At 74.6% G+C, this 24,101-nt stretch carries 25 protein-coding genes and 1 tRNA gene; 5 read left to right on the top strand and 21 right to left on the bottom strand.

Going from position 1 to position 24,101, the window contains the following annotated elements; genetic code table 11:
- Positions 1-89: 89 nt before the first annotated feature.
- Together F8274_RS05955 and F8274_RS05950 are read right to left on the bottom strand one after the other, a co-directional pair.
- On the bottom strand, positions 90-932 hold the full coding sequence (locus tag F8274_RS05955) for a Bax inhibitor-1/YccA family protein (protein ID WP_151461266.1): 843 nt from the start codon (positions 930-932) through the stop codon (positions 90-92).
- A 105-nt stretch (positions 933-1,037) separates the two neighbouring features.
- A tRNA-Leu gene (locus F8274_RS05950) sits at positions 1,038-1,121 on the bottom strand.
- Between the two features lie 90 nt (positions 1,122-1,211).
- Here F8274_RS05950 and F8274_RS05945 point away from each other — a divergent pair.
- Positions 1,212-3,053, top strand: a complete 1,842-nt coding sequence (locus F8274_RS05945; protein WP_151461265.1) for a hypothetical protein — start codon at positions 1,212-1,214, stop codon at positions 3,051-3,053.
- 54 nt (positions 3,054-3,107) lie between these two features.
- Here F8274_RS05945 and F8274_RS05940 read toward each other — a convergent pair whose 3' ends face one another.
- The 10 genes from F8274_RS05940 to F8274_RS05895 all read right to left on the bottom strand — a co-directional run bounded on the left by F8274_RS05940 (position 3,108) and on the right by F8274_RS05895 (position 11,815).
- Entirely contained in the window at positions 3,108-4,439 is a 1,332-nt protein-coding gene (locus F8274_RS05940; protein ID WP_151461264.1) for an NAD(P)/FAD-dependent oxidoreductase, read from the bottom strand.
- Between the two features lie 102 nt (positions 4,440-4,541).
- Entirely contained in the window at positions 4,542-5,114 is a 573-nt protein-coding gene (locus F8274_RS05935) for a hypothetical protein (RefSeq protein ID WP_151461263.1), read from the bottom strand.
- A complete protein-coding gene (locus tag F8274_RS05930) occupies positions 5,111-6,472 on the bottom strand; it encodes a DUF58 domain-containing protein (RefSeq protein ID WP_151461262.1) in 1,362 nt (453 codons plus the stop codon). Before F8274_RS05930 ends, F8274_RS05935 begins: the two co-directional genes overlap by 4 nt.
- Positions 6,472-7,479 carry a MoxR family ATPase gene (locus F8274_RS05925; RefSeq protein ID WP_151461261.1) on the bottom strand — a complete coding sequence of 336 codons (1,008 nt, stop codon included), beginning with the start codon at positions 7,477-7,479 and terminating at the stop codon, positions 6,472-6,474. The genes F8274_RS05930 and F8274_RS05925 overlap by 1 nt, the downstream gene beginning before the upstream one ends.
- Positions 7,479-8,060, bottom strand: coding sequence for a hypothetical protein (locus F8274_RS05920; RefSeq protein ID WP_151461260.1), 582 nt, complete (start codon positions 8,058-8,060; stop codon positions 7,479-7,481). The genes F8274_RS05925 and F8274_RS05920 overlap by 1 nt, the downstream gene beginning before the upstream one ends.
- Positions 8,057-8,797, bottom strand: a complete 741-nt coding sequence (locus F8274_RS05915; RefSeq protein WP_151461259.1) for a DUF4129 domain-containing protein — start codon at positions 8,795-8,797, stop codon at positions 8,057-8,059. The genes F8274_RS05920 and F8274_RS05915 overlap by 4 nt, the downstream gene beginning before the upstream one ends.
- Before the next feature lie 20 nt (positions 8,798-8,817).
- On the bottom strand, positions 8,818-9,531 hold the full coding sequence (locus F8274_RS05910; protein ID WP_151461291.1) for a uracil-DNA glycosylase: 714 nt from the start codon (positions 9,529-9,531) through the stop codon (positions 8,818-8,820).
- Positions 9,532-9,550: 19 nt separating this feature from the next.
- A complete protein-coding gene (locus tag F8274_RS05905; protein WP_151461258.1) occupies positions 9,551-10,237 on the bottom strand; it encodes a dienelactone hydrolase family protein in 687 nt (228 codons plus the stop codon).
- Between the two features lie 235 nt (positions 10,238-10,472).
- Entirely contained in the window at positions 10,473-11,486 is a 1,014-nt protein-coding gene (locus F8274_RS05900) for a hypothetical protein (protein WP_151461257.1), read from the bottom strand.
- Entirely contained in the window at positions 11,483-11,815 is a 333-nt protein-coding gene (locus F8274_RS05895) for a PadR family transcriptional regulator (protein WP_151461256.1), read from the bottom strand. Before F8274_RS05895 ends, F8274_RS05900 begins: the two co-directional genes overlap by 4 nt.
- A gap of 65 nt (positions 11,816-11,880) precedes the next feature.
- Here F8274_RS05895 and F8274_RS05890 point away from each other — a divergent pair, with 65 nt between their 5' ends.
- Entirely contained in the window at positions 11,881-12,510 is a 630-nt protein-coding gene (locus F8274_RS05890; RefSeq protein WP_151461255.1) for a LysE family translocator, read from the top strand.
- A gap of 21 nt (positions 12,511-12,531) precedes the next feature.
- On the opposite strand, the gene F8274_RS05885 is transcribed toward F8274_RS05890, so the two are convergent.
- Together F8274_RS05885 and F8274_RS05880 are read right to left on the bottom strand one after the other, a co-directional pair.
- Positions 12,532-13,461: a Ppx/GppA phosphatase family protein gene (locus F8274_RS05885; RefSeq protein WP_151461290.1), complete on the bottom strand. Its 930-nt coding sequence runs from the start codon at positions 13,459-13,461 to the stop codon at positions 12,532-12,534.
- Between the two features lie 130 nt (positions 13,462-13,591).
- A complete protein-coding gene (locus F8274_RS05880) occupies positions 13,592-14,578 on the bottom strand; it encodes a helix-turn-helix transcriptional regulator (RefSeq protein ID WP_151461254.1) in 987 nt (328 codons plus the stop codon).
- 99 nt (positions 14,579-14,677) lie between these two features.
- On the opposite strand from F8274_RS05880, the gene F8274_RS05875 reads away from it, so the two are divergent.
- On the top strand, positions 14,678-15,619 hold the full coding sequence (locus F8274_RS05875) for a PHB depolymerase family esterase (RefSeq protein ID WP_225853624.1): 942 nt from the start codon (positions 14,678-14,680) through the stop codon (positions 15,617-15,619).
- A 6-nt stretch (positions 15,620-15,625) separates the two neighbouring features.
- On the opposite strand, the gene F8274_RS05870 is transcribed toward F8274_RS05875, so the two are convergent.
- The 4 genes from F8274_RS05870 to eno all read right to left on the bottom strand — a co-directional run bounded on the left by F8274_RS05870 (position 15,626) and on the right by eno (position 18,726).
- Positions 15,626-16,138 carry an amino-acid N-acetyltransferase gene (locus F8274_RS05870; protein WP_151461253.1) on the bottom strand — a complete coding sequence of 171 codons (513 nt, stop codon included), beginning with the start codon at positions 16,136-16,138 and terminating at the stop codon, positions 15,626-15,628.
- Between the two features lies 1 nt (position 16,139).
- Positions 16,140-16,697, bottom strand: coding sequence for a DUF501 domain-containing protein (locus F8274_RS05865; RefSeq protein WP_151461252.1), 558 nt, complete (start codon positions 16,695-16,697; stop codon positions 16,140-16,142).
- Positions 16,698-16,777: 80 nt separating this feature from the next.
- Positions 16,778-17,413, bottom strand: coding sequence for a septum formation initiator family protein (locus F8274_RS05860; protein WP_151461251.1), 636 nt, complete (start codon positions 17,411-17,413; stop codon positions 16,778-16,780).
- A gap of 29 nt (positions 17,414-17,442) precedes the next feature.
- Entirely contained in the window at positions 17,443-18,726 is a 1,284-nt protein-coding gene (eno, locus tag F8274_RS05855; RefSeq protein ID WP_151461250.1) for a phosphopyruvate hydratase, read from the bottom strand.
- A 268-nt stretch (positions 18,727-18,994) separates the two neighbouring features.
- Between eno and F8274_RS05850 the strand changes: the two genes are divergently transcribed.
- A complete protein-coding gene (locus F8274_RS05850; protein WP_151461249.1) occupies positions 18,995-19,687 on the top strand; it encodes a hypothetical protein in 693 nt (230 codons plus the stop codon).
- On the top strand, positions 19,684-20,553 hold the full coding sequence (locus F8274_RS05845; RefSeq protein WP_151461248.1) for an NAD(+) diphosphatase: 870 nt from the start codon (positions 19,684-19,686) through the stop codon (positions 20,551-20,553). Before F8274_RS05850 ends, F8274_RS05845 begins: the two co-directional genes overlap by 4 nt.
- A 9-nt stretch (positions 20,554-20,562) precedes the next feature.
- On the opposite strand, the gene F8274_RS05840 is transcribed toward F8274_RS05845, so the two are convergent.
- The 3 genes from F8274_RS05840 to F8274_RS05830 all read right to left on the bottom strand — a co-directional run bounded on the left by F8274_RS05840 (position 20,563) and on the right by F8274_RS05830 (position 24,065).
- Complete coding sequence (locus tag F8274_RS05840; RefSeq protein ID WP_151461247.1) at positions 20,563-22,182, bottom strand: DUF885 domain-containing protein; 1,620 nt, start codon at positions 22,180-22,182, stop codon at positions 20,563-20,565.
- A gap of 96 nt (positions 22,183-22,278) precedes the next feature.
- A complete protein-coding gene (locus tag F8274_RS05835) occupies positions 22,279-23,262 on the bottom strand; it encodes a nucleoside triphosphate pyrophosphohydrolase (RefSeq protein ID WP_151461246.1) in 984 nt (327 codons plus the stop codon).
- A 2-nt stretch (positions 23,263-23,264) separates the two neighbouring features.
- Complete coding sequence (locus F8274_RS05830) at positions 23,265-24,065, bottom strand: hypothetical protein (protein WP_151461245.1); 801 nt, start codon at positions 24,063-24,065, stop codon at positions 23,265-23,267.
- Positions 24,066-24,101: the final 36 nt, after the last annotated feature.

Below are 24,101 nucleotides of genomic sequence, written 5' to 3'. Positions count from 1 at the left end.
CTGCCCCGGGCCGCCCGGCGGCGGCGGGCAAACGACGACGCCCGCCGCCGCGGGCGCGGCAGGCGGGCGTCGCAGGTCGGGCGGGTTGGTCAGTCGTCGCCCTGGAAGTAGCTGAGCAGCCGGAGGATCTCCAGGTAGAGCCAGACCAGGCCGACCACGATGCCGAACGCGGCCGTCCAGGAGTAGCGCTGCGGGAGACCCATCCGCACGCCCTCCTCGATCTCCGCGAAGTTGAGCACGAAGCTCAGCGAGGCGACCACGATGCAGACCAGGCTGAACCCGATGGCCAGCGGGCTGCCGTCGCGGAGGTGGGTGTTGACGCCGAAGAGCGCCAGCACCAGGTTGATCAGCATGACGCCGAAGAGACCCGCGATGATCGCCACCATGATCCGGGCGAACTTCGGGGTGGCCCGGATGATCCGCGCCTTGTAGATCATCGCCATCAGGAAGAAGACGCCGAAGGTGGCGACCACGGCCTGGAGCACGATGCCGTCGTAGAGCCTGTCGAACGTCTTGCTGACCATGCCGACGAAGACGCCCTCGACGATCGAGTACGCCACCACGAGCGCCGGGTTGGCCATCCGGGAGAACGAGATGACCAGGCCGAGGACGAGGCCGACCACCGCGGCGCCGATCCAGGCGACGCCGGTCAGGGCGTCCGGCACGAGCACCCAGGCCGCGGCGGCCGAGGCGCCGAGGATGCCGAGCATCAGCACCGTCTTGACGACCACGTCGTCGAGGGTCATCGGGGTCACGGTGGGCGGGGCCGCCGGGTAGCCGTGACCGCTCGGGTACGGCTGCTGCTGCGGGTACTGCGGGTACTGCTGGGGGTATCCGGGCTGACCGTACGGCCCGGGCTGGGCGTACCCGGCCGCCCGCTCCCGCTCAGCCGCCTGGCCGAGCCGGGCGAGCACCGGGTTCGAGGTCTTCACTTCTCAGGCCTCCCTCAGGGGGTCGATGCACGTGAACGTGCCTCTCCAGGGTAAACGCGGTGGCAACGCCGCGCGCCGCGCGAAGCTGTGGGAAAGCTGAGAGTGTGGTGCCCGGGGCGGGGGTCGAACCCGCACGCCTTTCGGCAGCCGCTTTTAAGGCGGCCGTGTCTGCCGTTCCACCACCCGGGCGGGTGACACCGGCGCGTCGACACGCGGCGGTGCAGATCTCACCGTAGCGGCTGCGTCGCGGCCCGGCGTACCCCGCGGGCCCTGGCCGATATGGTCGAGGCCGTGACCAGCGCCGCCCGCACGGCCCCCGGGCCCGACCGCGACCAGGCCGTCCGTCTCGACCCGGCGGTGCGCCCGGGCCGGGCGGCCCGACTGCTGGCCGCCGGCCGGCGGCACCGCGCGGACCTGCTGGTCGGCCTGCTGTTCGCCGCGCTCGCCGGCTGGCTCACCCACGGGCTGTGGCCGGCGCCCGGGCAGCGGGTGCTCGCCCTCAACCCGGCCGACCAGACCCTCTACGAGTGGTTCCTGACCGTCGACGCGCGTGCCCTGCTCGGCGACTTCGGCCTGATCACCGACCGGCTCAACGCGCCGGACGGGGTGAACCTCATGACCAACACCACGGTCATCGCGCTCGGCGTGCTGCTCGCCCCGGTCACCCTCGCCCTCGGTGCGCCGGTCACCTTCGCCCTGCTGGCCGCGGCCAACCTGGCCGGCACGGCGCTGGCCTGGTACCTGCTCCTGAACCAGACGTTGCGGGCCCGCCGGCTCGCCGCCGGGCTCGGCGCGGCGCTCTGCGGCTTCGGCCCCGGCATGGTCTCGCAGAGCAACGGGCACCTGCACATGACCGCCCAGTGGCTGGTCCCGGTGATCGTCTGGCTGGTGGTCCGGCTGCTCCGGGCCGCCGACCCGGCCGGCCGCCCGGACGGCCCGGACCGCCGCCGGCTGGCCACCTCGGCGCTCGGGCTGGCCACGGCCGTCACCGTCCAGGTCTTCGTCGGCGAGGAGGTGCTCTTCCTCACCGCGCTCACCCTGCTCGTCATGGCCGTCGCGTACGGGCTGGCCGACCGGGCGCTGCTGCGCCGGGCGCTGCCCGGCTTCGCCGGCGGGCTGATGTGCGCCGCCGGGCTGGCCCTGCTCGTGCTGGCGTACCCGCTGTGGCTGCAGTTCGCCGGGCCGCAGGGCGTCTCGGACGGCATGTTCAGCCCGCGCTACTTCTCGGCCGACCTGACCAGCTGGACCCGGCTCTCCGCGCTGTCCGTGCTCGGCGGGGCCGACGCGGCCCGGCTGACCACCGGCCCGGCCGAGTTCAACGGCTTCCTGGGCTGGCCGCTGCTGCTGGTGGCCGCCGCCAGCGCGGTCTGGCTGGGCCGGCGCGCCCTGGTCGTCGCCTGCCTCGCCGGGGCGCTGGTCATGGCGGCGCTGTCGCTCGGCCCCGAGGTGGTCGTCGGCGGGGAGCGGACCGGGGTGCCCGGCCCGTACGCCCTGCTGGCCGGCCTGCCGGTGGTGGACGGCGCGCTGCCGATGCGGTTCGGCCTCGCGGTGCTGCCGCTGGTCGCGATGGTGCTCACGCTGGCCGTGCACCGGGCGCTGGGCGAGCGCGGGCGTTCCCGCCGGCTGGTCCCCGTCGCCGTCGGCGCGGCCCTGCTCAGCGTCTTCCCCGCGCCGCTGCCCACCACCGACCGGCCGCCGCTGCCCGAGTTCGTCACCGGCGGGCACTGGCGGCAGTGCGTACGCCCCGGTGGGGTCCTGGTGCCAGTGCCCACGGCCACCCCCAAGGACCCCTGGCCGATGCGCTGGGGCACCGCCACCGACGCCGCGTTCGGCATGCCGGAGGGCTTCTTCATCGGCCCGTACGGCCGCAACGGCTCGGCCACCATGGGCACGTACCAGCGCCCCACCTCCGCCCTGCTGGCCGAGGCGGCCAGACGGGGGGTGGCGCCGGCGGTCGGCGACCGGCAGCGCCGGCAGGCCGCCCGGGACATCGAGTTCTGGGGCGCCTCCTGCGTGGCGCTCACCGACGACGCCCCGCACGCCGAGACCCTGCGCCGGACCCTGGAGCAGCTCTTCGGGCCGGGCACGCGGATCGCCGACGCCTGGACCTGGCGGTTCTGACCGCGGACACGGCGAAGGGCCCCTCCCGTACGGGAAGGGCCCTTTCCGGTTGTCTCAGACGCGCGCGCCCACCGGCGGCGCGGACGCCTCGGCGAACTCCTCGCGCGGGTCGTGCAGCTGGCCCAGGGCGACCACCTCGCGCTTGAGGAAGAACGCCAGCGACCAGTCGACCACGACCCGGATCTTGCGGTTGAACGACGGGATCCGCGACATGTGGTACGTGCGGTGCATGAACCAGGCCGGCCAGCCGGTCATCTTCACGCCGTAGACCTGGGCCACGCCCTTGTGCAGGCCGAGGCTCGCGACGCTGCCCGCGTGCTTGTGCTTGTAGTTGACCGGCTCGCGCCCGCGGATCACGTTCGTGATGTTGTCGGCCATCCGGGCGGCCTGCCGGACCGCGTGCTGCGCGCTGGGCGAGCAGAAGTTGCCCGGCTCCTTGGTCAGGTCCGGCACGGCGGCGCAGTCGCCGGCGCTCCACGCGCCCTCGACCACCCGGTCGCCGTCCACGATCTGGAGGGTGGGCAGGCAGGTGACGCGGCGCCGCTCGTCGCGCGGGAAGTCCGTCGCGTCCAGCATCGGCGACGGCTTGACGCCGGCCGTCCAGACGATCGTGTCGGACGGGAAGCTCGACCCGTCGGAGAGCTTCGCGACCCCGTCGACGCAGGACTCCAGCCGGGTGTCCAGGCGGATGTCCATGTTCCGCTTGAGCAGCTCCTGCACCGTGTAGGCGCCCATGTCCCGGTCGACCTCGGGCAGCACCCGCTGGGTGGCTTCGACCAGCACCCAGCGCATGTCCTCGGGCTTCAGCTCCGGGTAGTACCGCAGCGCGTCCCGGGCCATGTCCTCCATCTCGGCGAGCGCCTCGATGCCGGCGTAACCACCGCCGACGAAGACGAAGGTCAGCGCGCGGCTGCGCACGTCCGGGTCGGTGGTGGCGGCCGCCACGTCGAGCCGGTCCAGCACGTGGTTGCGCAGGAAGATGGCCTCACCGATGGTCTTGAACCCGATGCCGTGCTCGTGCAGGCCGGGGATCGGCAGGGTGCGGGAGACCGAGCCGGGGGCGACCACCACGTGGTCGTACTGGATTTCCCGGGTCGGGCCGCTGATCGGCTGCACCACGGCGGTCTTCCGGTCGTGGTCGATCCGGGTGACCGTCCCGGCCACGACCTTGCACTTGCGCAACTCCCGCCGCAGCGGCACCACAGCGTGCCGCGGGGAGATGTTGCCCGCCGAAGCCTCCGGGAGGAACGGCTGGTAGGTCATGTGCGGCTGCGGGTCGACGACGATGACCTCGGCCTCACGGGAGCTCAGCTTCTTGGACAGGCGCAGAGCGGCGTACAGGCCCACATGCCCGGCACCCACGACAAGGATCCGCTTCGGATTCACGTCATCTATCTTTCCCCGGGCGGCTCGGCTAATCCCGATCGAGACCCTGTTCTGTGACGGAGCACAACCCCTGTGACCTGCGCAACTTCCCGGGGTGTCCCGTTATCTGCGACGCAGGAGCCAGGCCAGGAGGCCGCTGAGACCCACCGCCACCAGCAGCCCGGCCACCGTCGCGGCCTGGGAACCGCGGTCCCCACCGACCCCACCGAGCCAGGCCAGCACGATCCCGAGCACGGCGGCGGCCAGCACCACCCCACCGGCCCGGGCCAGCCAGCGCAGCACCAGATCCGGGTCGACCACCGCGTCGTAGGGCAGCAGCGCCGCCAGCGCGGCCAGCGTGTGCGCCAGGTAGAGCAGGGTGGCCACGGCGAGCAGCCGCCACAGCGCCGGCGGCCGGTCGAAGCCGAGCGTGGCGAGCAGCCAGCCGCCGACCGTGACCAGCGCGGCGAACGTCGGCCAGACCAGGCGCGGACCGATCGCCGGCAGCAGTGCCACCACCGTGAGGGCCAGCAGCGCCCGCGGGATGAGAGCCTGAGCGGGGTACGCGACCAGGAGGCCGACCAGCACGCTGAGGAAGATGCCGGCGCGCACCAGCAGCGGGGTCGGGCTGACCCGCCGGACCCCGTACCGGAGCGCCCGCACCCGCTCGTTCAGCCCCTCGACGAGATCGTTCATCGCATACCGGCCTTGGGTGCGGTGACCAGGCGCGCCACGTCACGCAGCACCTGGTCGAGGCTGCCCGCGCCGGCCCAGCGCACCACCGGCACGCCGTGCTCGCGGAGCTGGCCGATCATCGTGTCCCGGTCCAGCCGCCACAGCCGGTACGCCACCTCGGACCAGCCCCGGTCCTTCGGCACCGGCAGCTCGGCCGGCAGGGTGTCCACCGCCACCACGAACCGCCCGCCCCGGGCCATCCGCGCCAGCATCTGCGCCGAACGCTCGTCGAGCAGCGGGGTGAGCACCACCACGAGCGCGTCCGAGGAGAGCAGTTGCGGGCCGAACACCTGGTCGTACGGCTCGTGCGGGGAGGACTCGGCGTGGACGTCGAGCAGCCACTCCAGCACGGTCAGGTACTGCCGGCGGCCGGTGGCCGGGCGCAGCCGGCGGGCGGCCGGCCCGTATTCCAGCAGCGCCACCCGGTCACCCCGGTGCAGGTAGTGCTCGGCGATCGCGGCGGCCGCCCGGACCGTGGTGTCCAACACGGACGCCGCCCCGCGTACGCCGCCGGAGCGGCCCGCCTCGGCCAGCACGTCGAGCAGCACCACCACCTCGGCGTCCCGGTCCGAGAGGGTGGCCGCCACGTGCAGCTGGCGGGCCCGCAGCGACACCCGCCAGTCGATCCGGCGCAGCCGGTCACCGGGCGCGAAGACGCGCACCCCGGCCAGCTCGCCGCCCTCCCCCGGCCGGCGCGAGTGGTGCGCCCCCACCAGCCCGGCGGCCCGGGGCATCGCCTCGACCGCCTCGAACGGCTCGGTCATCGGGTAGACCCGCATCCGGACCGCGTCGGTGACCACGGCCCGCGACACGAGCAGCCCGTCCGCGGCGGCGACCCGGGCGCCGGCCGGGCCGATCGGGTGCCGCCCCCAGCGCAGCGCCGTCCCGGTCAGCTCCAGGTCGACGGCCGAGCCGGACGGCACCGAGGTGACGAAGGGCCGGTCGGCGCCGGTGCGGCTCACGTCCACCCCGGTCCCGCCGAAGCCGACCTTCTCCACCCGCAGCCAGCGCGACATCCGCGTCCGCACCACGGCCAGGTCGTAGGAGACGGTGTCCGGGTTGGCGACCGCCACCGTGGCGGCCATCGGGGTGCCCTCGACCAGGTGCGCGTCCGCGGCGCCGATCTCCAGGTCGGGCAGGGCCGTGGGCCGGCGGCGCAGCGCGTACGCGGTGCCCAGCGCGAACGGGGTGGCCAGCACGACCAGGTCGATCCGGCCGAGCAGCACCGCCGCGACCAGCAGCAGGCCGGTGAGCAGCACGGCCCGGCCGAGCGCCCGCGTGGGCGCCCAGCCGCTCGCCGGTTCCTGACGGTCGGCCATCAGCGCCCGGACGGCCCGGCCGCGTAGCTGGGCAGCGCGCCGCTGGCCGGGGCGGGTGTCGACTCCAGCACCTCACCGACCACGAAGGACGGATCCACCCGGCGCAGCCACATCTCCGGCCGCAGGGTGATCCGGTGCGCCAGCGCGGGCGCCGCCACCGCCTTGACGTCCTCCGGCACCACGTAGTCCCGGTTGGCGAGCACCGCGCGGACCCGGGACAGCAGCAGCAGCGCCAGCGAGCCGCGCGGCGAGGCACCGACCAGCACCGACGGGTGCTCCCGGGTGGCCGCGGTCAGCGCCACGATGTACCGGCCGATGGAGTCCTCGACGACCACGTCCTCCAGCGCGGCCTGCATGGCGCGCAGCGTGCCCGAGTCCACCACCGGCTTGATCTCGGCCTCCTCGCGGCGGCGGGCGATCCGCCGGCGCAGCACCTCCCACTCCTCGTCGTGGTTCGGGTAGCCGAACGAGACCCGCAGCAGGAACCGGTCGAGCTGCGCCTCGGGCAGCGGGTAGGTGCCCTCGTACTCGATGGGGTTGGCGGTGGCGAGCACGTGGAACGGCTCGTCCAGCCGGTAGGTGACGCCCTCCACCGAGACCTGCTTCTCCTGCATCGCCTCCAGCAGCGCCGACTGGGTCTTCGGCGGGGTCCGGTTGATCTCGTCGGCGAGCAGCAGGTTGGTGAAGACGGGGCCGGCGCGGAACGAGAAGTCGCCGCTGCGCTGGTCGTAGAGGAAGGAGCCGGTGACGTCGGCGGGGAGCAGGTCCGGCGTGAACTGGAGGCGGCGGAAGTCCAGCCCGAGGGCCTGTGCGAACGACCGCGCGGTGAGTGTCTTGCCCAGGCCGGGCAGGTCCTCCAGCAGCACGTGGCCGCCGGCCAGGATGCCGGCGAGGACCAGCTCCAGCGCCTCCCGCTTGCCGACCACGACCGTGCCGACCGCCTCCAGCACGGCGCGGGCCAGCCGGCCGACCTCGGCGGGGGGCATGCTCCGGTCCACGTCGTTCATCACAACTTCTCCAGTTCGGCGACGATCACCGCGAGGTCGCGCGGCGACGGGGGGCGGCGGGCGGGGGTGGCGAGGAACGTCCACAGCGGCTCGCCCAGCAGGGCACGGGCACGGGCCGGGTCGGACTCACGGGTGACGCCGTGCTTCTGGCGCAGCCGCTCGTCGGCCAGCTCGCCGAGGCGGGGAAGCACCCGCTCGGTGAACCGCTCCCGGTTGCCCGAGCACCAGTCCAGCGGGCGTTCCCACTTGTTGATCGCGGCGCGCAGCGCGTCCCGGGCGGACCAGTTCCAGGTGCCGGGCTCCTCGCCGGCCGGGGCGCGGGCGCCGGCCCGGGACGGCGGCGGGGGCGACAGCTCGGCGGTGACCCGGCGGACGGCGAGCACGGCGAGAACGCCCGCGACGATGACCCAGAGCGAGACCTGGAGGCCGACCGTGCGCAGCGCGACGACGACCACCACCACGATCGCGGCGGTGACCGCGAGGGTGCGCAACACCCAGCGCACCCGCCCGCCGCCCGACCGCCGCGCCTCCTCGGCGGGCTCCTCGGCGAACGAGAGCAGGTCGTCGATGCTGGTGCTCATGGATGCGCCCCCTCGCCGGTGGCCACCGTGGTCAGCTCACCGCGCAGCCGGCGCAGGGCCGCCCGGGCCTGGTCGCGCATCCGCTCGTCGACGGTGTGGGTGGCGTACCGTGCCTCCCGGTAGACGTGCGCGAAGCCGTCGAGCACGTCGGCGCTGGCGATCGCCGGGACGCCGGCCACCGGATCGCCGCGCAGCAACCGGCTGACCAGGTCGGTGGGGGTGTCCCCGGCGCGCCGGGGCACCCCGGCCTCGTCGGCGGCCTCCTCCAGCCGGACCCAGCAGGCGATCACCGCCGTGCGCGGGTCGGTGGACCGGTCGTCCAGCTCCACAAGGCCGGCGTCCAGCGCGGCCACCACCTCGCGGGCGGTGCCCTCGGCGGTGCGCCGGGCCCGCTGCGCGGGCACCGCGCGCGTCGTCCGGCGCAGCGCCCCGCCGACCACGGTCCAGAGCACGTACCCCACCGCGGCCAGCACGGCCGCACCGAGTAGCACGATGGCGGCGGTGACGAGCCAGCCGGGGATGCCGCCCGAGGTGGGCGGGCCGAACTCCCGGGGCTCGACGGTGATCGAGGGCGCGGCCTCGGCCGAGGGGTAGTCCGGCACGTAGGGGATGGTGTCCGCGGCGGGTGGGATGCGGCTCGCCCCGATGGCCGAGTGTCCGGCGGCGAGCGCGCCGACGGCGAGCAGCAGGGTCACCGCCGCGACCGGCCACCACCTGCGCAGCACACCGACGTCCATCCCACCGCCCCAGGCATTCCTCAGTCCACCCCGGCCAGGTCCTTCGCCCGGGCGAACACGTCGTCCAACATCGCTGGTGTCAGCCGTCCGGTGAAGGTGTTCTGCTGGCTGACGTGGTAGCAGCCGAGCAGCGCCGGTGCGGACGTGCCGGACCAGTGTGCCCCATGACCGAACGCCGGGCGCGGTGTGGGCGGGCGCTGTCCGTACACGTGGCGCAGCACCGGCCACCACGCGGCCCAGGCGAACGCGCCCAGCGCGACCACGACGCGCAGGGTGGGCCGGATCAGCGTGACCTCCCGGTGCAGCCACGGCGCGCAGGTGTCCCGCTCGGCCGGGGTGGGCTTGTTGTCCGGCGGCGCGCAGCGCACGGCGGCGAAGATGCGGGTGTCCCGCAGGGCGAGGCCGTCGTCGGCGGACACGCTGGTCGCCTGGTTCGCCAGCCCCGCCCGGTGCAGCGCCGCGAAGAGCACGTCGCCGGAGCGGTCCCCGGTGAAGATCCGGCCGGTGCGGTTGCCGCCGTGGGCGGCGGGCGCCAGGCCGAGGATGCCGATCCGCGCGTCGGCCGGGCCGAGGCCGGGCACGGGCCGCCCCCAGTAGTCCTGGTCGCGGAAGGCCGCCCGCTTGACCCGGGCCACCTCCTCCCGCCAGACCACCAGCCGGGGGCAGGCGAAGCAGTCACTCACCGCACCGTCGAGGTCGGCCAGGTCGGTCGCCCGCGCGGCGCGGGCGACCACCTCGTCGGGGGTACGCGTCTCAGCCAAGCTTGGCCCGGAAGAGTTCCAGCGTGCGGGCCCAGGCGGTGGCGGCGGCCCGCTGGTCGAAGTGCTCCGGCCGGTCCTCGTTGAAGAACGCGTGCGCGGTGCCCGGGTAGTCGTAGGTCTGGCAGGTGCCGCCGGCCGCCTCGATGGCCCGGCGGACGCTCTGCACCCCGTCTGCGGCGGAGAGGCCGTCGGCCTCCGAGCAGTGCACGAGCGCGGCCTTGCCGGCGTAGCCGGCCCAGTCGGCGCTCATGCCCTCCCATGGCAGCCGCGGGTAGAAGCCGGCGGTGGCGACGATCCGCTCGGAGAACGTGCCCGACCAGAGCGCCAGGCTGGCGCCGGCGCAGAACCCCGCGCACCCCACCTTGCCGGCGACCTCGGGCCGGTTGGCGAGGTATTCCGCGGCCGCCGCGATGTCGCTCGCCGCCTCGTCCATCTGGGCGCTGTTCAACATCTGCCGGGGCTCACTCGGCTTGCTCGCCGGGCCGCCGTGCCGGAAGTCGGGCGCGAGCGCGACGAAGCCGGCCTCGGCGAAGCGGTCCACCACCGCCCGGACGTGGGGCACCAGGCCCCACCAGTCCTGGATGACGATGACCGCCGGGCTGGCCGCACCGCCGGAGGGTATCGCGAGATACCCCTCGCTCGTCCCCCCGTTGCCGGTGAAGCTCACCATCTCGCCCATGGGCCCGTCCTCCTAGCGGTCAGTCATCGTTGGCTGGTCGCACAGTGGGTGTTACGTGCCGGTAGCGTGCCACGCGCTCACCGGCCCGGGGAAGACGAAAGAACAGTGGCCTTCACCTCCCGTTCGCCTGCGGGACAGGACGGCGCCGGTGGCCTGCGGGAGCCCCCGTCAGGTCTTCCACCGTGGACATGCCGAGGGGCGCCCACCGGTCGGTGGGCGCCCCTCGGGATCGACGTCAGCGGGTCGGCGCCGGCGTCGGCGTGCTCTCGCTCGGCACCGCCGACGGAGTCACGGTCGGCGCGGGGGTGGCGCTCCCGCTCGGCGTGGGGGTGGCCGTGCCCGGGCCCGGCGCGGGCGGTGCGCTCACGGTCGGCGCGGCCGGCGCCGGTGCGGCCGGGACCGGCGGCCCGAAGGGCGCCCGGTCGGGGCAGTAGGGGTAGGCGTTGCGCGGCGGGGGCATGTTGCCGTCCACGCTCAGGCAGGTCGGCCAGCCGAGCCGGATGGGCACGCCGTTCTGGTCGAAGAGCTGGGCGTTGCGGACCAGCCGCCCCTCCTGGTCGTAGACGAAGACGTCCTCGATCGAGTCGTACCGGTCACCGACCGAGACCTCCTGGTAGCTGCCGAACTGGTCGGAGCTGGCGTGCTGGTCGACGTTGACCAGCACCCCGAAGGAGAAGATCAGCAGCGCCGCGGTGCCGAGCCGCGTCAGCCGCCGCGGCCAGCCCTGGAGGCCGGGTGAACGCCGGCCCAGCCAGACCGACGCGAGGACCGTGCCGGCGAGCAGGAACAGGCCGGCCAGCACGCTGCCGTCGAGCCGCGGCAGCAACCCGGACGGCTGCTGGAGCACGACCGAGATCAGCAGCGCCGCGAGCCAGCCGCGCAGCAGCCACCAGGCGGGGCGCAGCGGGCGGAGGAACTCGCTCACCGAGGACTGCCCGAGCAGCGGGCCGAGCTGGATGTCGAGGGCGCGCAGCTGGGTTCCGGCGCGCGCCTGCGCGGCGGCCAGTCGCCGCCGCCGGCGCCCCCGACCGGCCCCCGCCTCGGCGCCGGCGGCGGCCCGCAGCTCGGCCGCGTACGCCTCCGGCGTGCCGAGCCGGTCGACGAGGCTGCCCTCGGACTCGGCGGCCACCTCGGCGAGGTGCTCCGGCAGGTCCTCGGTCAGCTCGTCCCGGACGGCGGGCGGCAGGTCGGCGAGCGCGGCCCGCACCCGGTCGACGTAGTCCGCGATCTCCTGCCCAGTGACGGTCATGCCGCCATCCCCCGATCGTCGAGCAGTGCGTCCATGGTGGTGGCGAAGGAGCGCCAGGTCTTGCCGGAGCGGGTGAGTTGGTCCCGGCCGGCGACGTTGAGTGAGTAGTACTTGCGGTGCGGCCCGGACTCGCTCGGCACCACGTAGGTGGTCAGCAGCCCGGCGGCGAAGAGCCGGCGCAGGGTGCCGTAGACCGAGGCGTCGCCGACCTCCTCCAGGCCGGCCTCGCGCAGCCGGCGGAGGATGTCGTAACCGTAGCCGTCCTCCTCCTTGAGCACGGCGAGAACGGCCAGGTCGAGCACGCCCTTGAGGAGCTGCGTCGTATCCACGCTCCGCACACTAGTGCGGATTACGTAGTACCGTCAAGAACACGATAGCTGGGTAGGCTCGTGGCGTGTCGTGGAGCAGCTACGCGTCCTTCCTGGTCTTCGCCACCGTGCTGATCCTCATCCCGGGGCCGGACTTCGCCGTGGTCACCCGGAACACGCTGGCCGCCGGCCGGCGCCGCGGCCGGTGGAGCGCGATCGGCGTGACCGCCTCGAACGCGCTGCAGGGGGTGACCGCCGCCGCCGGGCTGGGCGCGCTCATCGTCCGCTCCCAACCGCTCTTCGAGGCGATCCGCTGGGCCGGCGTGGCCTACCTGGCGTACCTCGGGGTGCAGGCCTGGCGGTCGGCCTGGCGCGGCGACTACCCGCCGCTGGCCGGCGACGTCACCGCCACCCCCGGGCAGGCCCTGGCCGGGTTCCGGCAGGGCTTCCTCTCCAACGTCACCAACCCGAAGGTGCTGGCGTTCTACCTGGCCGTGCTGCCGCAGTTCGTCGGCGGCGACGCGCCGGTCGGGGTGCTGCTCGCCCTCGCGCTCAGCCACGCCGTGCTCGGCCTCGCCTACCTGCTGGTCCTGGTCGCGGCGCTCAACCGGGCCCGGGACCTGCTCTCCCGGCGGCGGGTCCGCCGCTGGCTGGACGGGCTGACCGGGGTGGCCCTGCTCGGCTTCGGCGCCCGCCTCGCCACCGAACGCACCTGACCCCGGTCACGCCGGGTCGCCTCAGGCCAGGGACCAGGCGATGCCGTCGAGGATGTCGTGTTCGGAGGCGACCACCGAGGGCATCCCGGCGCGCTCCATGATGACCCGGAGCACCAGCGCCCCCGCGCCGATCACGTCGGCCCGGCCCGGGTGCATCACGGGGCTGGCCAGCCGCTGCTCGCGGGTCTTCCCCAGCAGGTCGGCGGTGACCTCGGCAACCTGGTCGTACGACACCCGGGCGTGGTGGATGCGCGCCGGGTCGTACTCCTGGAGGCCCTGGGCGAGGGCCACCACGGTGGTGACCGACCCGGCGAGCCCGACCAGGGTGGCGGCCTCCCGGCCCGGGACGGCCGTGAGCGCCCGGTCCACGGCGACCGCGATGTCGGCCTGCGCGGCGGCGATCTCGTCCAGGCCGGGCGGGTCGCCGTGCAGGTGCCGCTCGGTCATCCGGACGCAGCCGATGTCCATCGAGATGGCCGCCTGGACGCCGCCCTCGCGGGTGCCGACCACGAATTCGGTGGAGCCGCCGCCGATGTCGACCACCAGGTAGGGCGGTTCGGCGTCGCCGGGCAGGCCGCGGACGGCCCCGGTGAAGGAGAGCCGGGCCTCCTCGTCGCCCGTGACCACCTCGGGCGCTACCCCGAGGGTTTCCTCGACCATGGTGCGGAAGTCGGCCGCGTTCGACGCGTCGCGGGAGGCCGAGGTGGCGCACATCCGCACCCGCTCGGCGCCCAGCTTCTCGATCTCCGCCGCGTAGTCGGCGAGCGCGACCCGGGTCCGCTCGATCGCCTCGGGCGCGAGCCGGCCGGTGCGGTCGACTCCCTGGCCCAGCCGGACGATCTCCATCCGGCGGCTCAGGTCGACCAGCGGCGCCTGCGCGCCGGCGGACGGGTCGGGCAGGTCGGCGACCAGCAGTCGGATCGAGTTGGTCCCGCAGTCGATGGCGGCCACACGCGTCGTCACGGCTGCCACCCTACGGCAGCCTCGACCGCCCGCCGGCTGATCCACTCCACCTCGCCGAGGTGGGGGCATCGGAGGCGGGCGGACACCGCCAGCTCGGCGATCTGGAGTCGACGACGAGTCAGTCGTCGGCGGCGGGGCGGCCGAGCAGGTGGGCGCCGAGCGGGGTCAGGCGGTGCCGGACCGCGCCGCCGTCGCGCTCGGTGCCGAGCAGGCCGGCGGCGCGCAGGGCGGTGGCGTGCTCGGAGGCCGTGGAGAGGCTGATCCCGACGCCCCGGGCGAGCCCCGTGGTGGTGTGCGGGCCCGGCTCGGCGAGGCGACGCAGCACCGCCGCCCGGGTGGCGCCCAGCACCCCGGCGAGCGGGTCGACCGCCGGGTCGGCGGCCCGCGCCGGCATCGCGGCGGGGTACACGAGCAGGACCGGGCGGCCCGGTTCGACCAGGACCCGGGGCAGCGGGCCGGCCACCGGTGACGGGAGCAGCACCATCCCCTCGCCGGTGCCGGTCACCTCCCCGCTCCACCAGGTGCGCACCTCCAGCACGGGTGGCCGCCACCGGATCGCCGGGTGCAGCCCGTCGAAGAGGCCGGCCAGCCCGCGCCGGGCCAGCCGGTGCGCGGCGTCGGCCAACTGTCGCTGGTGGACGGCGGTCAGGGTGGACCAGTGCGGGGCCAGCACCGCCCCGAACCAGGTGTCGAGCGCCCGGCCGAACAGGTCGAGCACCGTGGGGTCGGCGGCGGCGAACGCGCGCCGCAGCGGCGTCGCGGTGACCTCGGTGTAGGCGGCGGCGACCTCCTCCCGGACCCGGCGGGCGGGGGTGGACCGGATCGCCGCGAGGCCCGCGGCCACCGAGTCCAACCCGTCGAACGGGGTGAGGAAGTCGGGCAGGCGCCCACGGGCCGGCAGCAGGTGCCGCAGGGACGTGGCGGCGGCGCGCACCCCGCGTACGGAGGTCGCCGTGCCGGCCGCCGCGACGAGATCTGGCGCCATGGCGGCGGTGGCCGGATCGTGCAGGGCCTGGCAGGCCAGCATGGCGGTGCCGACCGGGTGCAGCCGGTTGACGAACCGTACCCGGCACAGGTCCGCCGGTCCGAGGTGCAGCCGCAGCATGAGAGCAGCGTGCCCGGCTTCGGCGAGGACCGAAAGGGTTGACCGGCTCGGGTCAGGGAACCGACGGTGGAGCCCGGTTACCCACGGGGAGGGCGGGACGTGCGGCGGACGATCGCGGTGCTGGCCGGGCTGGTTCTGACGTTCACCGGAGCAGCGTGCGGGGGGAAGGCCGAGCCGGCCGCCGCGCCGACGCCCGGCGAGCGGCCGGCCGCCGCGCCGACGCCCAGTGAGCGGCCGGCCGCCGCGCCGACGCCCAGTGAGCGGCCGGCCGCCGGGAACCACGAGCTGACCCTGCAGCACGGTGGGGTGAAGCGCAGCTACCTGCTGCACGCCCCGCCCGGGTACGACCCGGCGCGCCCGACGGCGCTGGTCATCGCGCTGCACTTCTTCCCCGGCACCGGGGCCGACATGCGGGAGCTGACCGGCCTGGACGCCCGCGCGGACCGGAAGAACTTCCTGGTCGCCTACCCGGACGGGCGGTTCGGCGGCTTCAACGCGCTGATCTGCTGTGGCTCGGCCGACGACGTCGGCTTCCTCACGGCGCTCACCGGCCACCTGGTCGACACCTGGCGGGTCGACCCGGACCGGGTCTACCTGACGGGCATCTCCAACGGCGGTGACCTGAGCTTCCGCGTCGCCGTGGAGGCCACCGGCGTCTTCGCGGCGATCGGTGTGGTCAGCGGCGGCTACAGCGGCCCGCTGACCGAGCCGGACAGCTACGTGCCGAAGCGGCCGGTCTCGGTGATCACCTTCGTCGGCGGGCAGGACCAGTACGCCGGCATCTTCCAGGACGGGCTGAGCACCTGGCAGCGACGGCTCGGCTGCCGCCCGGTGCCGGGGAGGAAGCCGGCGGCGCCGGCGGGCCTGAGCCGGGCCGACGCCCGCTGCGCCGACGGCAGCGACGTGACCGTGTGGAGCCTCCCCGAGATGAGCCACTCCTGGCCGGGCGCCACCTCGGGGACGCTCGCCGACCCGGACGCCGGCGTCTCGGCCACCGACCTGATCTGGGAGTTCTTCGCGGCCCACCCGCGACGCACGTGACGCGGGTCAGAGGCGCAGCAGCATCCGGCTGTTGCCGAGGGTGTTCGGCTTGACCCGCTCCAGGTCGAGGAACTCGGCGACACCCTCGTCGTAGGAGCGGAGGAGCTGCTCGTAGACCGGCTGCGGCACCGGGGCGCCGTCGATCTCGCGGAAGCCGAACGAGCCGAAGAACCCGGTCTCGAAGGTGAGCACGAAGATCCGGGCGACGCCCAGCTCGCGGGCCGCGTCGATCAGCTCGCCGACGATCCGGTGCCCGAGCTTGTGCCCCCGGCAGGACGGGTCGACCGCCACGGTGCGGATCTCGGCGAGGTCCTCCCACATCACGTGCAGGGCGCCGCAGCCGACCACCGTGCCGTCGGGCGTCACCGCCACCCGGAACTCCTGCACGTCCTCGTAGAGGGTGACGGTGGCCTTGCTGAGCAGCCGCCGGTCGTCGGTGTAGGTGTCCACGAGCCGCCGGATGCCGCGCACGTCGGCGGTGCGGGCACGGCGGACCACGATCTCGTCGGGCGCGGTCATCTCACTCCGCCGCGGGCACGTCCACGCAGGGGCCGGCCGCCCACCACTTCTCCACCAGGGCGAGGGTCTCGTCGCCGAACGGGTTGACCCCCGGCCCGGCCGCGAGCGCGTGCCCGAGGTGCACGTGCAGGCACTTGACCCGCCCCGGCATGCCGCCGGCCGAGATCCCCGCGATCTCCGGCACCTGCCCGATCGCCTCCCGGCGGGCCAGGTAGTCCTCGTGCGCGGCCCGGTAGCGGGCGGCCAGCTCCGGGTGCTCGGCGAGCCGCTCGGCCATCTCCTTCATGAGCCCGGCCGACTCCAGCCGGCTGCACGCCGCGGCGGCCCGGGGGCAGGTCAGGTAGAACAGCGTCGGGAAGGGCGTGCCGTCGGCCAGCCGGGGCGTCGTCTCCACCACGTCGGGCAGGCCGCACGGGCACCGGTGGGCGACCGCCCGGGTGCCGCGGGGAGGGCGTCCGAGCTGCGCGGCCACCGCGGCCAGGTCGGCCTCGGTGGCCGGCTGGCGCTCCGGCGGGGGTACGGATTCCGCCGCCGGATCCTGCGGTGGTACGACGCTCACAGATTCGCCTTCGTTCGCGACTGCGGGGCTCGCAGACCCGGCTCACTCCTCGCGCTCACGGTGCCTCGCTCGTCTGTCGATCACTTGTCGGGGCGCTCGGCGTTGGCCGCCTGCACGCTCGACCACAGGGTGTCGTACCAGGGGTCGGGTGGCTTCGGCGGCCCCGGCTTCGCGCCCTTGCCGGCGTCCTTGGCGGCACCCTCCGGGTCGGAGAGCACCACCAGCAGGGTCTCGCCGGGCCGGCCCATGAAGAACCGCTGCCGGGCCTGCGTCTCGATGTACGCCGGGTCCTTCCACTTCTCCGCCTCGGCGGAGAGTTCCTGGATCAGCTCACGCTGCCGCTGCTGGGACGCTTCCATCCGCTCGATGTCGGCCTGCTGGTCCAGGTAGACGCGGACCGGGTAGGTGTAGGCCAGGGCGAGCGCGATCAGCACCGCGAACAGCACGGTGGCGCGCCCGGTGAAGCGCCGGGGTTGGGGTGCGGTGAGCCGCTTGACGGTGCCGCCGGCCGCGGTGCGCCGGGCCGCCGCGGGGCGGCTCGCGGAGCGTACCCCCTCGGTGGCGCGGGTGGCGCCGGGCGACCGGCCGGCGGCGCGCGGCTCGGCGCGGACGCCGGTGTCCCGGACCGACGACCGGACCCGGGCCCCGCCCGCCCGGCCGGCCTGACCCGGCCGACGGGCGGGCCGCTGGCCACCCGGTGTGCGGCGCTGCTGCATCGTCACACCCCTCCCCCGGAGCTCTCGGCTCAGGCCGAACGGTAACGCGGGAACGCGCCGGCGCCGGCGTACCGCGCCGCGTCGGCCAGCTCCTCCTCGATCCGCAGGAGCTGGTTGTACTTCGCGACCCGGTCGGACCGGGCCGGGGCGCCGGTCTTGATCTGGCCGCAGCCGGTGGCGACCGCCAGGTCGGCGATGGTGGTGTCCTCGGTCTCGCCGGAGCGGTGGCTCATCATGCACATGAAGCCGGCCCGGTGGGCCAGGTCGACCGCGTCCAGGGTCTCGGTGAGCGAGCCGATCTGGTTGACCTTCACGAGCACCGCGTTGGCGGCCCGCTCGGTGATGCCCCGGGCGATGCGCTGCGGGTTGGTGACGAACAGGTCGTCGCCGACGATCTGGATCCGGTCGCCCAGCGCCGCCGTGAGGGTGGCCCAGCCGCTCCAGTCGTCCTCGGAGAGCGGGTCCTCGATGGACACGATCGGGTAGTCGCCGACGAGCTTGGTGTAGTAGTTGCTCATCTCCTCGGCGGTCTTCGCGGTGCCCTCGAAGGTGTAGCTGCCGCTGTCGAAGAACTCGGTGGCGGCCACGTCGAGGGCGAAGACGATGTCGGTGCCGAGCCGGTAGCCGGCCTTCTCGACGGCCTCGGCGATCAGGTCGAGCGCGGCCGCGTTGGTCGGCAGGTTCGGGGCGAAGCCGCCCTCGTCGCCGAGACCGGTCGACAGGTCCTTCTTCTTCAGCACCGACTTCAGCGCGTGGTAGACCTCGGCGCCGGAGCGGAGCGCGTCCCGGAAGGTGGGCGCGCCGATCGGCGCGATCATGAACTCCTGGATGTCGACGTTCGAGTCGGCGTGCGCGCCGCCGTTGAGGATGTTCATCATCGGCACCGGGAGCAGGTGCGCGTTCGGCCCGCCCAGGTAGCGGAAGAGGCTCAGCTCGGCGCTGCCGGCGGCGGCCTTCGCCACGGCCAGCGAGACGCCGAGGATGGCGTTGGCGCCCAGCTCGCCCTTGTTGTCCGAGCCGTCGATGTCGAGCATCTTCTGGTCGATCAGCCGCTGCTCGCTGGCCTCGTACCCGATGAGCTGGTCGACGATCTTGTCCTCGATGTTGGCGACGGCCTTCTCGACACCCTTGCCCGAGTAGCGGTCCTTGTCACCGTCGCGCAGCTCGACCGCCTCGAAGGCGCCGGTGGAGGCGCCGGACGGCACCGCGGCGCGGGCGATCGTGCCGTCGTCGAGCCCGACCTCGACCTCGACCGTCGGGTTGCCCCGCGAGTCCAGGATCTCCCGGGCGACAATTCCCTCGATGGTTGCCACTGAGTCGCTCCTCGTTTGTGTGTTCCGGTCCGGTATGGGCCGCGACGGTGCGGCTGAGGCAGGTGTTGAACGCAGCGTATCGGTCCCCGCCCTCGCGTACCTGCGTCGGGGCGGCACCCCGGTGACGCACCGCGAGGAACCTGACCCCACGCGGATCCTCACGTGAATCCCGCCCACGGCGGAGGGTGACACGGACATTCCCGGATTCTCCGGCCTCAACCGACAACGGGTTTGCGAGAGGTTGCGTCGATCGACAAGGCTGGGCGGCATGCCCGCCGCCTCGACGACTCTCCGCGTGCTCGCTGCCTCGGCCCTCGCGTCGCTCTCGGTCACCGGCTGCCAGGCCCTCGACGACACCGGGGTCGCCCTCGGTCGGGCCGACCTGGTCAACGACCTGACCGCTCGCATGGACCGGGCGCTGGAGCAGACCTGGGCCGCCGACTACCAGCTCAGCGGCGGGCGGACCGCGTCGATCGCGCAGACCAAGGAGCCGCTGCGCTCCTCGTACACCTGGCCGGCCGGCAAGATCATGGTGACCCAGGAGGCGGTGACCCGGTGCGCGAGCGAGGCCGGGCGCACCTCCTGCACGGTGTCGCCGCCGGTGCTGACCGCCGGCAAGCCCTCGGTGGTCGTCTACGGCGAGGCGCGCAAGCTCGGGCTGGTCACCCCGCCGGCGGTGATCCGGCTGCTCACCGACGCGGCGCTCGACCCCGAGGCGACCATCACGCAGAGCGACACCACGCTGGCCGGGCACCACGCCACCTGCGTGGACGTCACCCGGGCCGGCAACCGCTTCAACGCCTGCGTGACCACCGAGGGGGTGCTGGGCAGCTTCACCGGCGCCCTCGACGGCAAGGCGGCGGAGGTCACCCTGAGCCGCTACACGGACACGGTCGAGTCCGCCGCGTTCGACGTGCCGGCCGGGGCGGGCGTGGTCGACCGCCGCACGGCAACCTCGTGACCGACCGGCTCGACCTCCCGTCCAGCCGGAACGGTGCCGTCGGCCGGGCCGGCTTCCTGCCCGCCGCCGACCACGGCCGGCCGCCGCACCCGGACGACCTGGCCCTGGCCGTGGCCGGGCGCAAGCTGCTCACCGGCCCGGACGGCCGGTTCCCCCGGATCGGCGAGCTGACCGCCGCCGCCGACTGGGTGCCGGTCGGCACGCTGGACGGGGTCCCGGCCTGGGCGGCCGACGTGGCCGACCCCACGGCGCTGCCCGGGCGCTGGCGCGGGTGGCGGGGCCTCGCCGCCGAACTGCCCGCGGCGCCGGCGGACCTGGCCGGGCGGGCGCTCGCCGTGGTCACCTGGCGGCGTACGCACCGGTGGTGCGGGGCGTGCCGGGCCGAGCTGACCGACGTGCCGGGAGAGACCGCCCGGCGCTGCCCCGCCTGCGGGCTCACCACGTTCCTGCCGCTCTCCGTGGCGGTGCTGGTGGCGATCACCCGCCCGGGCCCGGCCGGCGGCCCCGACGAGCTGCTGCTCGTCCGGCACGCCTACGGGCCGACGTCGCTGTGGGCGCTGGTCGCCGGGTTCGTCGAGGCGGGCGAGTCGCTGGAGGCGGCCGCCCACCGGGAGGTCGCCGAAGAGGTCGGCCTGACGATCGGGCGGCCCACCTACGTGGACAGCCAGCCCTGGGCGATGTCCGGCCCGGGCACCCTGCTCACCGGCTTCACCGCCACCGTCACCGACCCGGCCGCCGAGCCGGTGGTCGACCCCAAGGAGCTGACCGAGGCGCGCTGGTTCCCGGTGGACGCGCTGCCCGCGGAGCTGCCCCCGGCGTACTCCCTGTCGCGCTGGCTGGTCGACGCGGTCGCCGCCGACGGGTAGCGCCGGCCGTCAGATGCCCAGCAGGGTCCGCAGGTGGCGGGGCGGCGGGCAGTCGTGCGCCAGCATGGCGTCGTGCCAGTCGCGCGGTGACACCCCGGCCGGTCGGGCGCGGGCGACGTCGGCCATCTCGCTGTAGCCGACGAAGTAGGTGGAGAGCTGGGTCGAGGTGAGCAGGGCCCGCCGCCACTTGCCGGCCGCCTCGCCCTCCTCCTGGAAGCCGCGCCCGGTCATCAGCGCCATGGCCTCGGACTCGGGCAGGTCCTCGCAGTGCACGAGCTGGTCGAGCAGCGCGTTGATGGTCATCCGGAGCTGCATCTTGAGCTGCTGGAGCCGGACCGGCAGCCCGCCGAAGCCCAGCCCGGCCATCAGCTCCTCGGTGTAGACCGCCCAGCCCTCGATGAACACGCCGGACTCGGTGAGCGCGCGGACCCGGGTCGGGCCGGCGTAGCGGCGGGCGTGGGCGAGCTGGAGGAAGTGGCCGGGCATCGCCTCGTGCACGGTCAGGTTGCGGATCATGTGGTCGTTGTATTCGCGGTAGAACGACTCGACCCGCTGCGCCGGCCAGTCCGCCGGGGTGGGCGCGATGCAGTAGAACGTCGGCACGTCCGCCGTCTCCAGCGGGCCGGGCGAGTCGCAGTAGGCCACCGCCACGCCCCGGGCGAACTCCGGCATCTCCTGGATCACGCACGGGTCGTCGACCAGGCTGACCAGGTCGTGGGCCCGGACGAAGTCGCTCGCCTCGTCGAGCGTGACCGAGGTGAGGTCGACGATGGTGGCGTCGTCCGGGTGCTCGGCGGCCAGCAGGTCCAGCGCCCGGCGGACCGTCTCGTCGTCGGCCGGGCCACCCACCAGCTCGACGGCCGCCGCGCGGATCTCGGCGGTGACCCGGTCGAGGTTGGCCCAGGCGCGGCGCTGGACCTCGGCCGCGCTCAGCTCGGTGTCGAGCGTGTGCCAGAGCCGCGCCTCCCAGCGGCGCCGGCCGAGCCGGGGGTCCCGCCCCGGGCCGGCGTCCGCGGCCAGGCCGCCGCGCAGCCACGCCACGAACTCCTCCAGTGCGGCGATCGCCGCGGTGGCGGCCGGCTCGACCCGGTCGTGCAGCGCGGGCGCCTCGGCGAGCAGCCCGGGCACCTCGTCGCGGATCAGCGCCGCCGTGCCGGTGAACTGCCCGACCGCCGTCTCGGCGTGGACCCGCGGCATGTCGCGCAGCGTCGCGCGCGCGGTCGCCAGGGCGTCGGGTACGGCCGCCAGCCGCCCGGCCAGGTGGGTCAGGCGCTCCTCGACCGGCGCGTACGGGCGGGCCATGAGGGCGTGCAGCAGCGGGCCGGGATTGTGCCGCAGCGGGTCCCACTCGTGGCCGCGGATCTCGGTCGCCTCGAACAGCCCCCGGTCGACCAGGCTGCTCAGCAGCGCGTGGTCGACCCGCTCCTCGACGTCGAGCGAGTCGGGGTCGATCTCGGAGAGCGCGTCGGCCGCGTCCTTGAGCATCGCCTGGTCGGCGGCGAGGGCGTCGGCGGACAGGTCGGGCAGCCGGTCGTCGTACCGGTGGTCCCCGGCCGAGGTGGCCAGCCCGGGCCGGCTCTCCAGCAACGCCTCGACGATCCGCTCAGCGAGCGGCACGAACGACTCCATGCCGACGACCCTACCGACCCCCACCGACCGCCGCCGCCTGCGTTGATCAAGAAGTTCGCGTCGGGAAGGCCGGTCCCGCCGACACGAAGCTCCTGGTCAACTCGACGGGGCGGCGCGTTCGGCGGCGCGGACGGCGTCGGCGTACGCCAGGGCGGCGCGGCGCAGGGCCGCCTCGGGGTCGATGCCGGCCTGCCTCGCGGCGGCGACCGTGGCCAGCAGGCCGGCGCCGAGTCGCGCCTCGGGGTCGACCTGCGACTCCGCCAGCGGCGGCGGGACGGCCAGGCCGATCCGGCCCGCGCGGTCCAGGATCTTCGCGGCCAGGGCGAGCGCGGGCTGGCTCAGCGCGATGCCGTCCAGCACCGACTCGCGGGTCTTCTCGGCCCGCTTGATCCGCTCCCAGTTCGCCTCGATCTCCTCGATCGAGCCGGCCTGCTCACCCGAGAACACGTGCGGGTTGCGGCGGACCATCTTGTCGACCAGGCCGCCGGCCACGTCGTCGATCGTCCAGCGCTTCCCCTCCGGCAGGTCCTCGGCCAGCCGGGCGTGCAGCAGCACCTGGAGCAGCACGTCGCCCAACTCCTCGCGGAGCGCGTCGGTGTCGTCGGCGCTGATCGCGTCGTACGCCTCGTAGCACTCCTCCAGCAGGAAGCCGGCGAGGCTGCGGTGGGTCTGCGCCCGCTTCCACGGGTCACCGCCCGGCGAGGCGAGCCGGTCCATCACCTCGACCGCGTCGAGCAGCCGGGCCCCCGGCGGATCCCACGAGCCGTACATCAGCTCCAGCTCGGCGAGACCGGGCTGGCGGGCCAGCCGCAGCCCCAGCTCGCGCGCGAGCGCCTCGTCGCCGGCCGGGCCGGCCAGCCACACCGCGCTGCCGTGCGCGGCCGCCGCGTCGAGCAACGCCTGCGTGGCGCCCTCGGTCACCACCGTGACCTCGGCGCCCGTCGACCGGACCGCCGTGGCCAGTTCACTCTCGGCGCCCGCCAGCACCGGTGCCGAGCGGACCACGTCCCAGGCGGGTGCGGTCAACAGGCCGGCCGGCAGCCGGGGCGAGGTGACGAGCAGGACGATGCGCGCGGTCATGCTCAGGGCGCCACCGACGCGCTCGGCTCGGCCGAACCCGGCTCGGTCGACTCCGGCTCCGGGGTGGAGATGTCGGTCACCTGGTCCGCGCCGTCCACGTACGGCAGGTCGTAGAGGTTGACGTTCTGCGACTGGATCTGGAGCACGGCGGGCACGGCCAGGGTCGGGTAGCGGGGGTTCACCCGCACGTCCTGCCGGTCGACCTGCTCCTTGAGCGCCTCGCTGAGGCCCACCACGGCCGAGACCTGCGGCGCGATGGAGGGGTCGGAGAACGCCTCGCGCTGCTGCTCGGTCGTCCAGCCGGGACGCGCCACGTTCGCCTTCACCAGCGCCCCGTAGACGGCGGCGGTGTCGGCGTCGGAGAGCTCCGCCTTCGGCAGCCCCTGGCCCAGCGCGTTGAAGACGTCGTACCACTCGGCGGCGAGCTTCGCGTACTCGGTGTCCGGGACGCGCAGCGCCTGGCCGATGTCGGCCGCGCTGATCTGGTCGGCCACCTGGAGCTTCTTGTCGGCGACGATCCGCTTGCCCAGGTCGAGGCCGACCAGCAGGTTGACCACGTCCTGCCCGTCCAGGTCGACCTCGCGCAGCTCGGCCGGAACGGTCTGGCCCTGCTCCTCGGCGGCCTTGACCACCCCGGCGTACGCCTGCGCGGCCTCGTCCCGGATGGCGTTGACCCGGTCGATCGAGTAGCTCGTGTCCCCGACGTACGCGGCGACGTCCGGGGCGGACCGCCCGCAGGCGGCGAGGGAGAGCGCAGCGAGGGCCGCGACGCTGGCGGCGGCGATGAGACGGCGAGCACGCATGACGGCCACTCTCTCACGCCCCGGGCCCGGCTGTGA

It is taken from the genome of Micromonospora sp. AMSO31t (assembly GCF_008868175.1).
GTDB lineage: Bacteria > Actinomycetota > Actinomycetes > Mycobacteriales > Micromonosporaceae > Micromonospora.
Note: the sequence above shows the minus strand (reverse complement) of the source record. Positions and strands in the feature narration are given on the sequence as shown.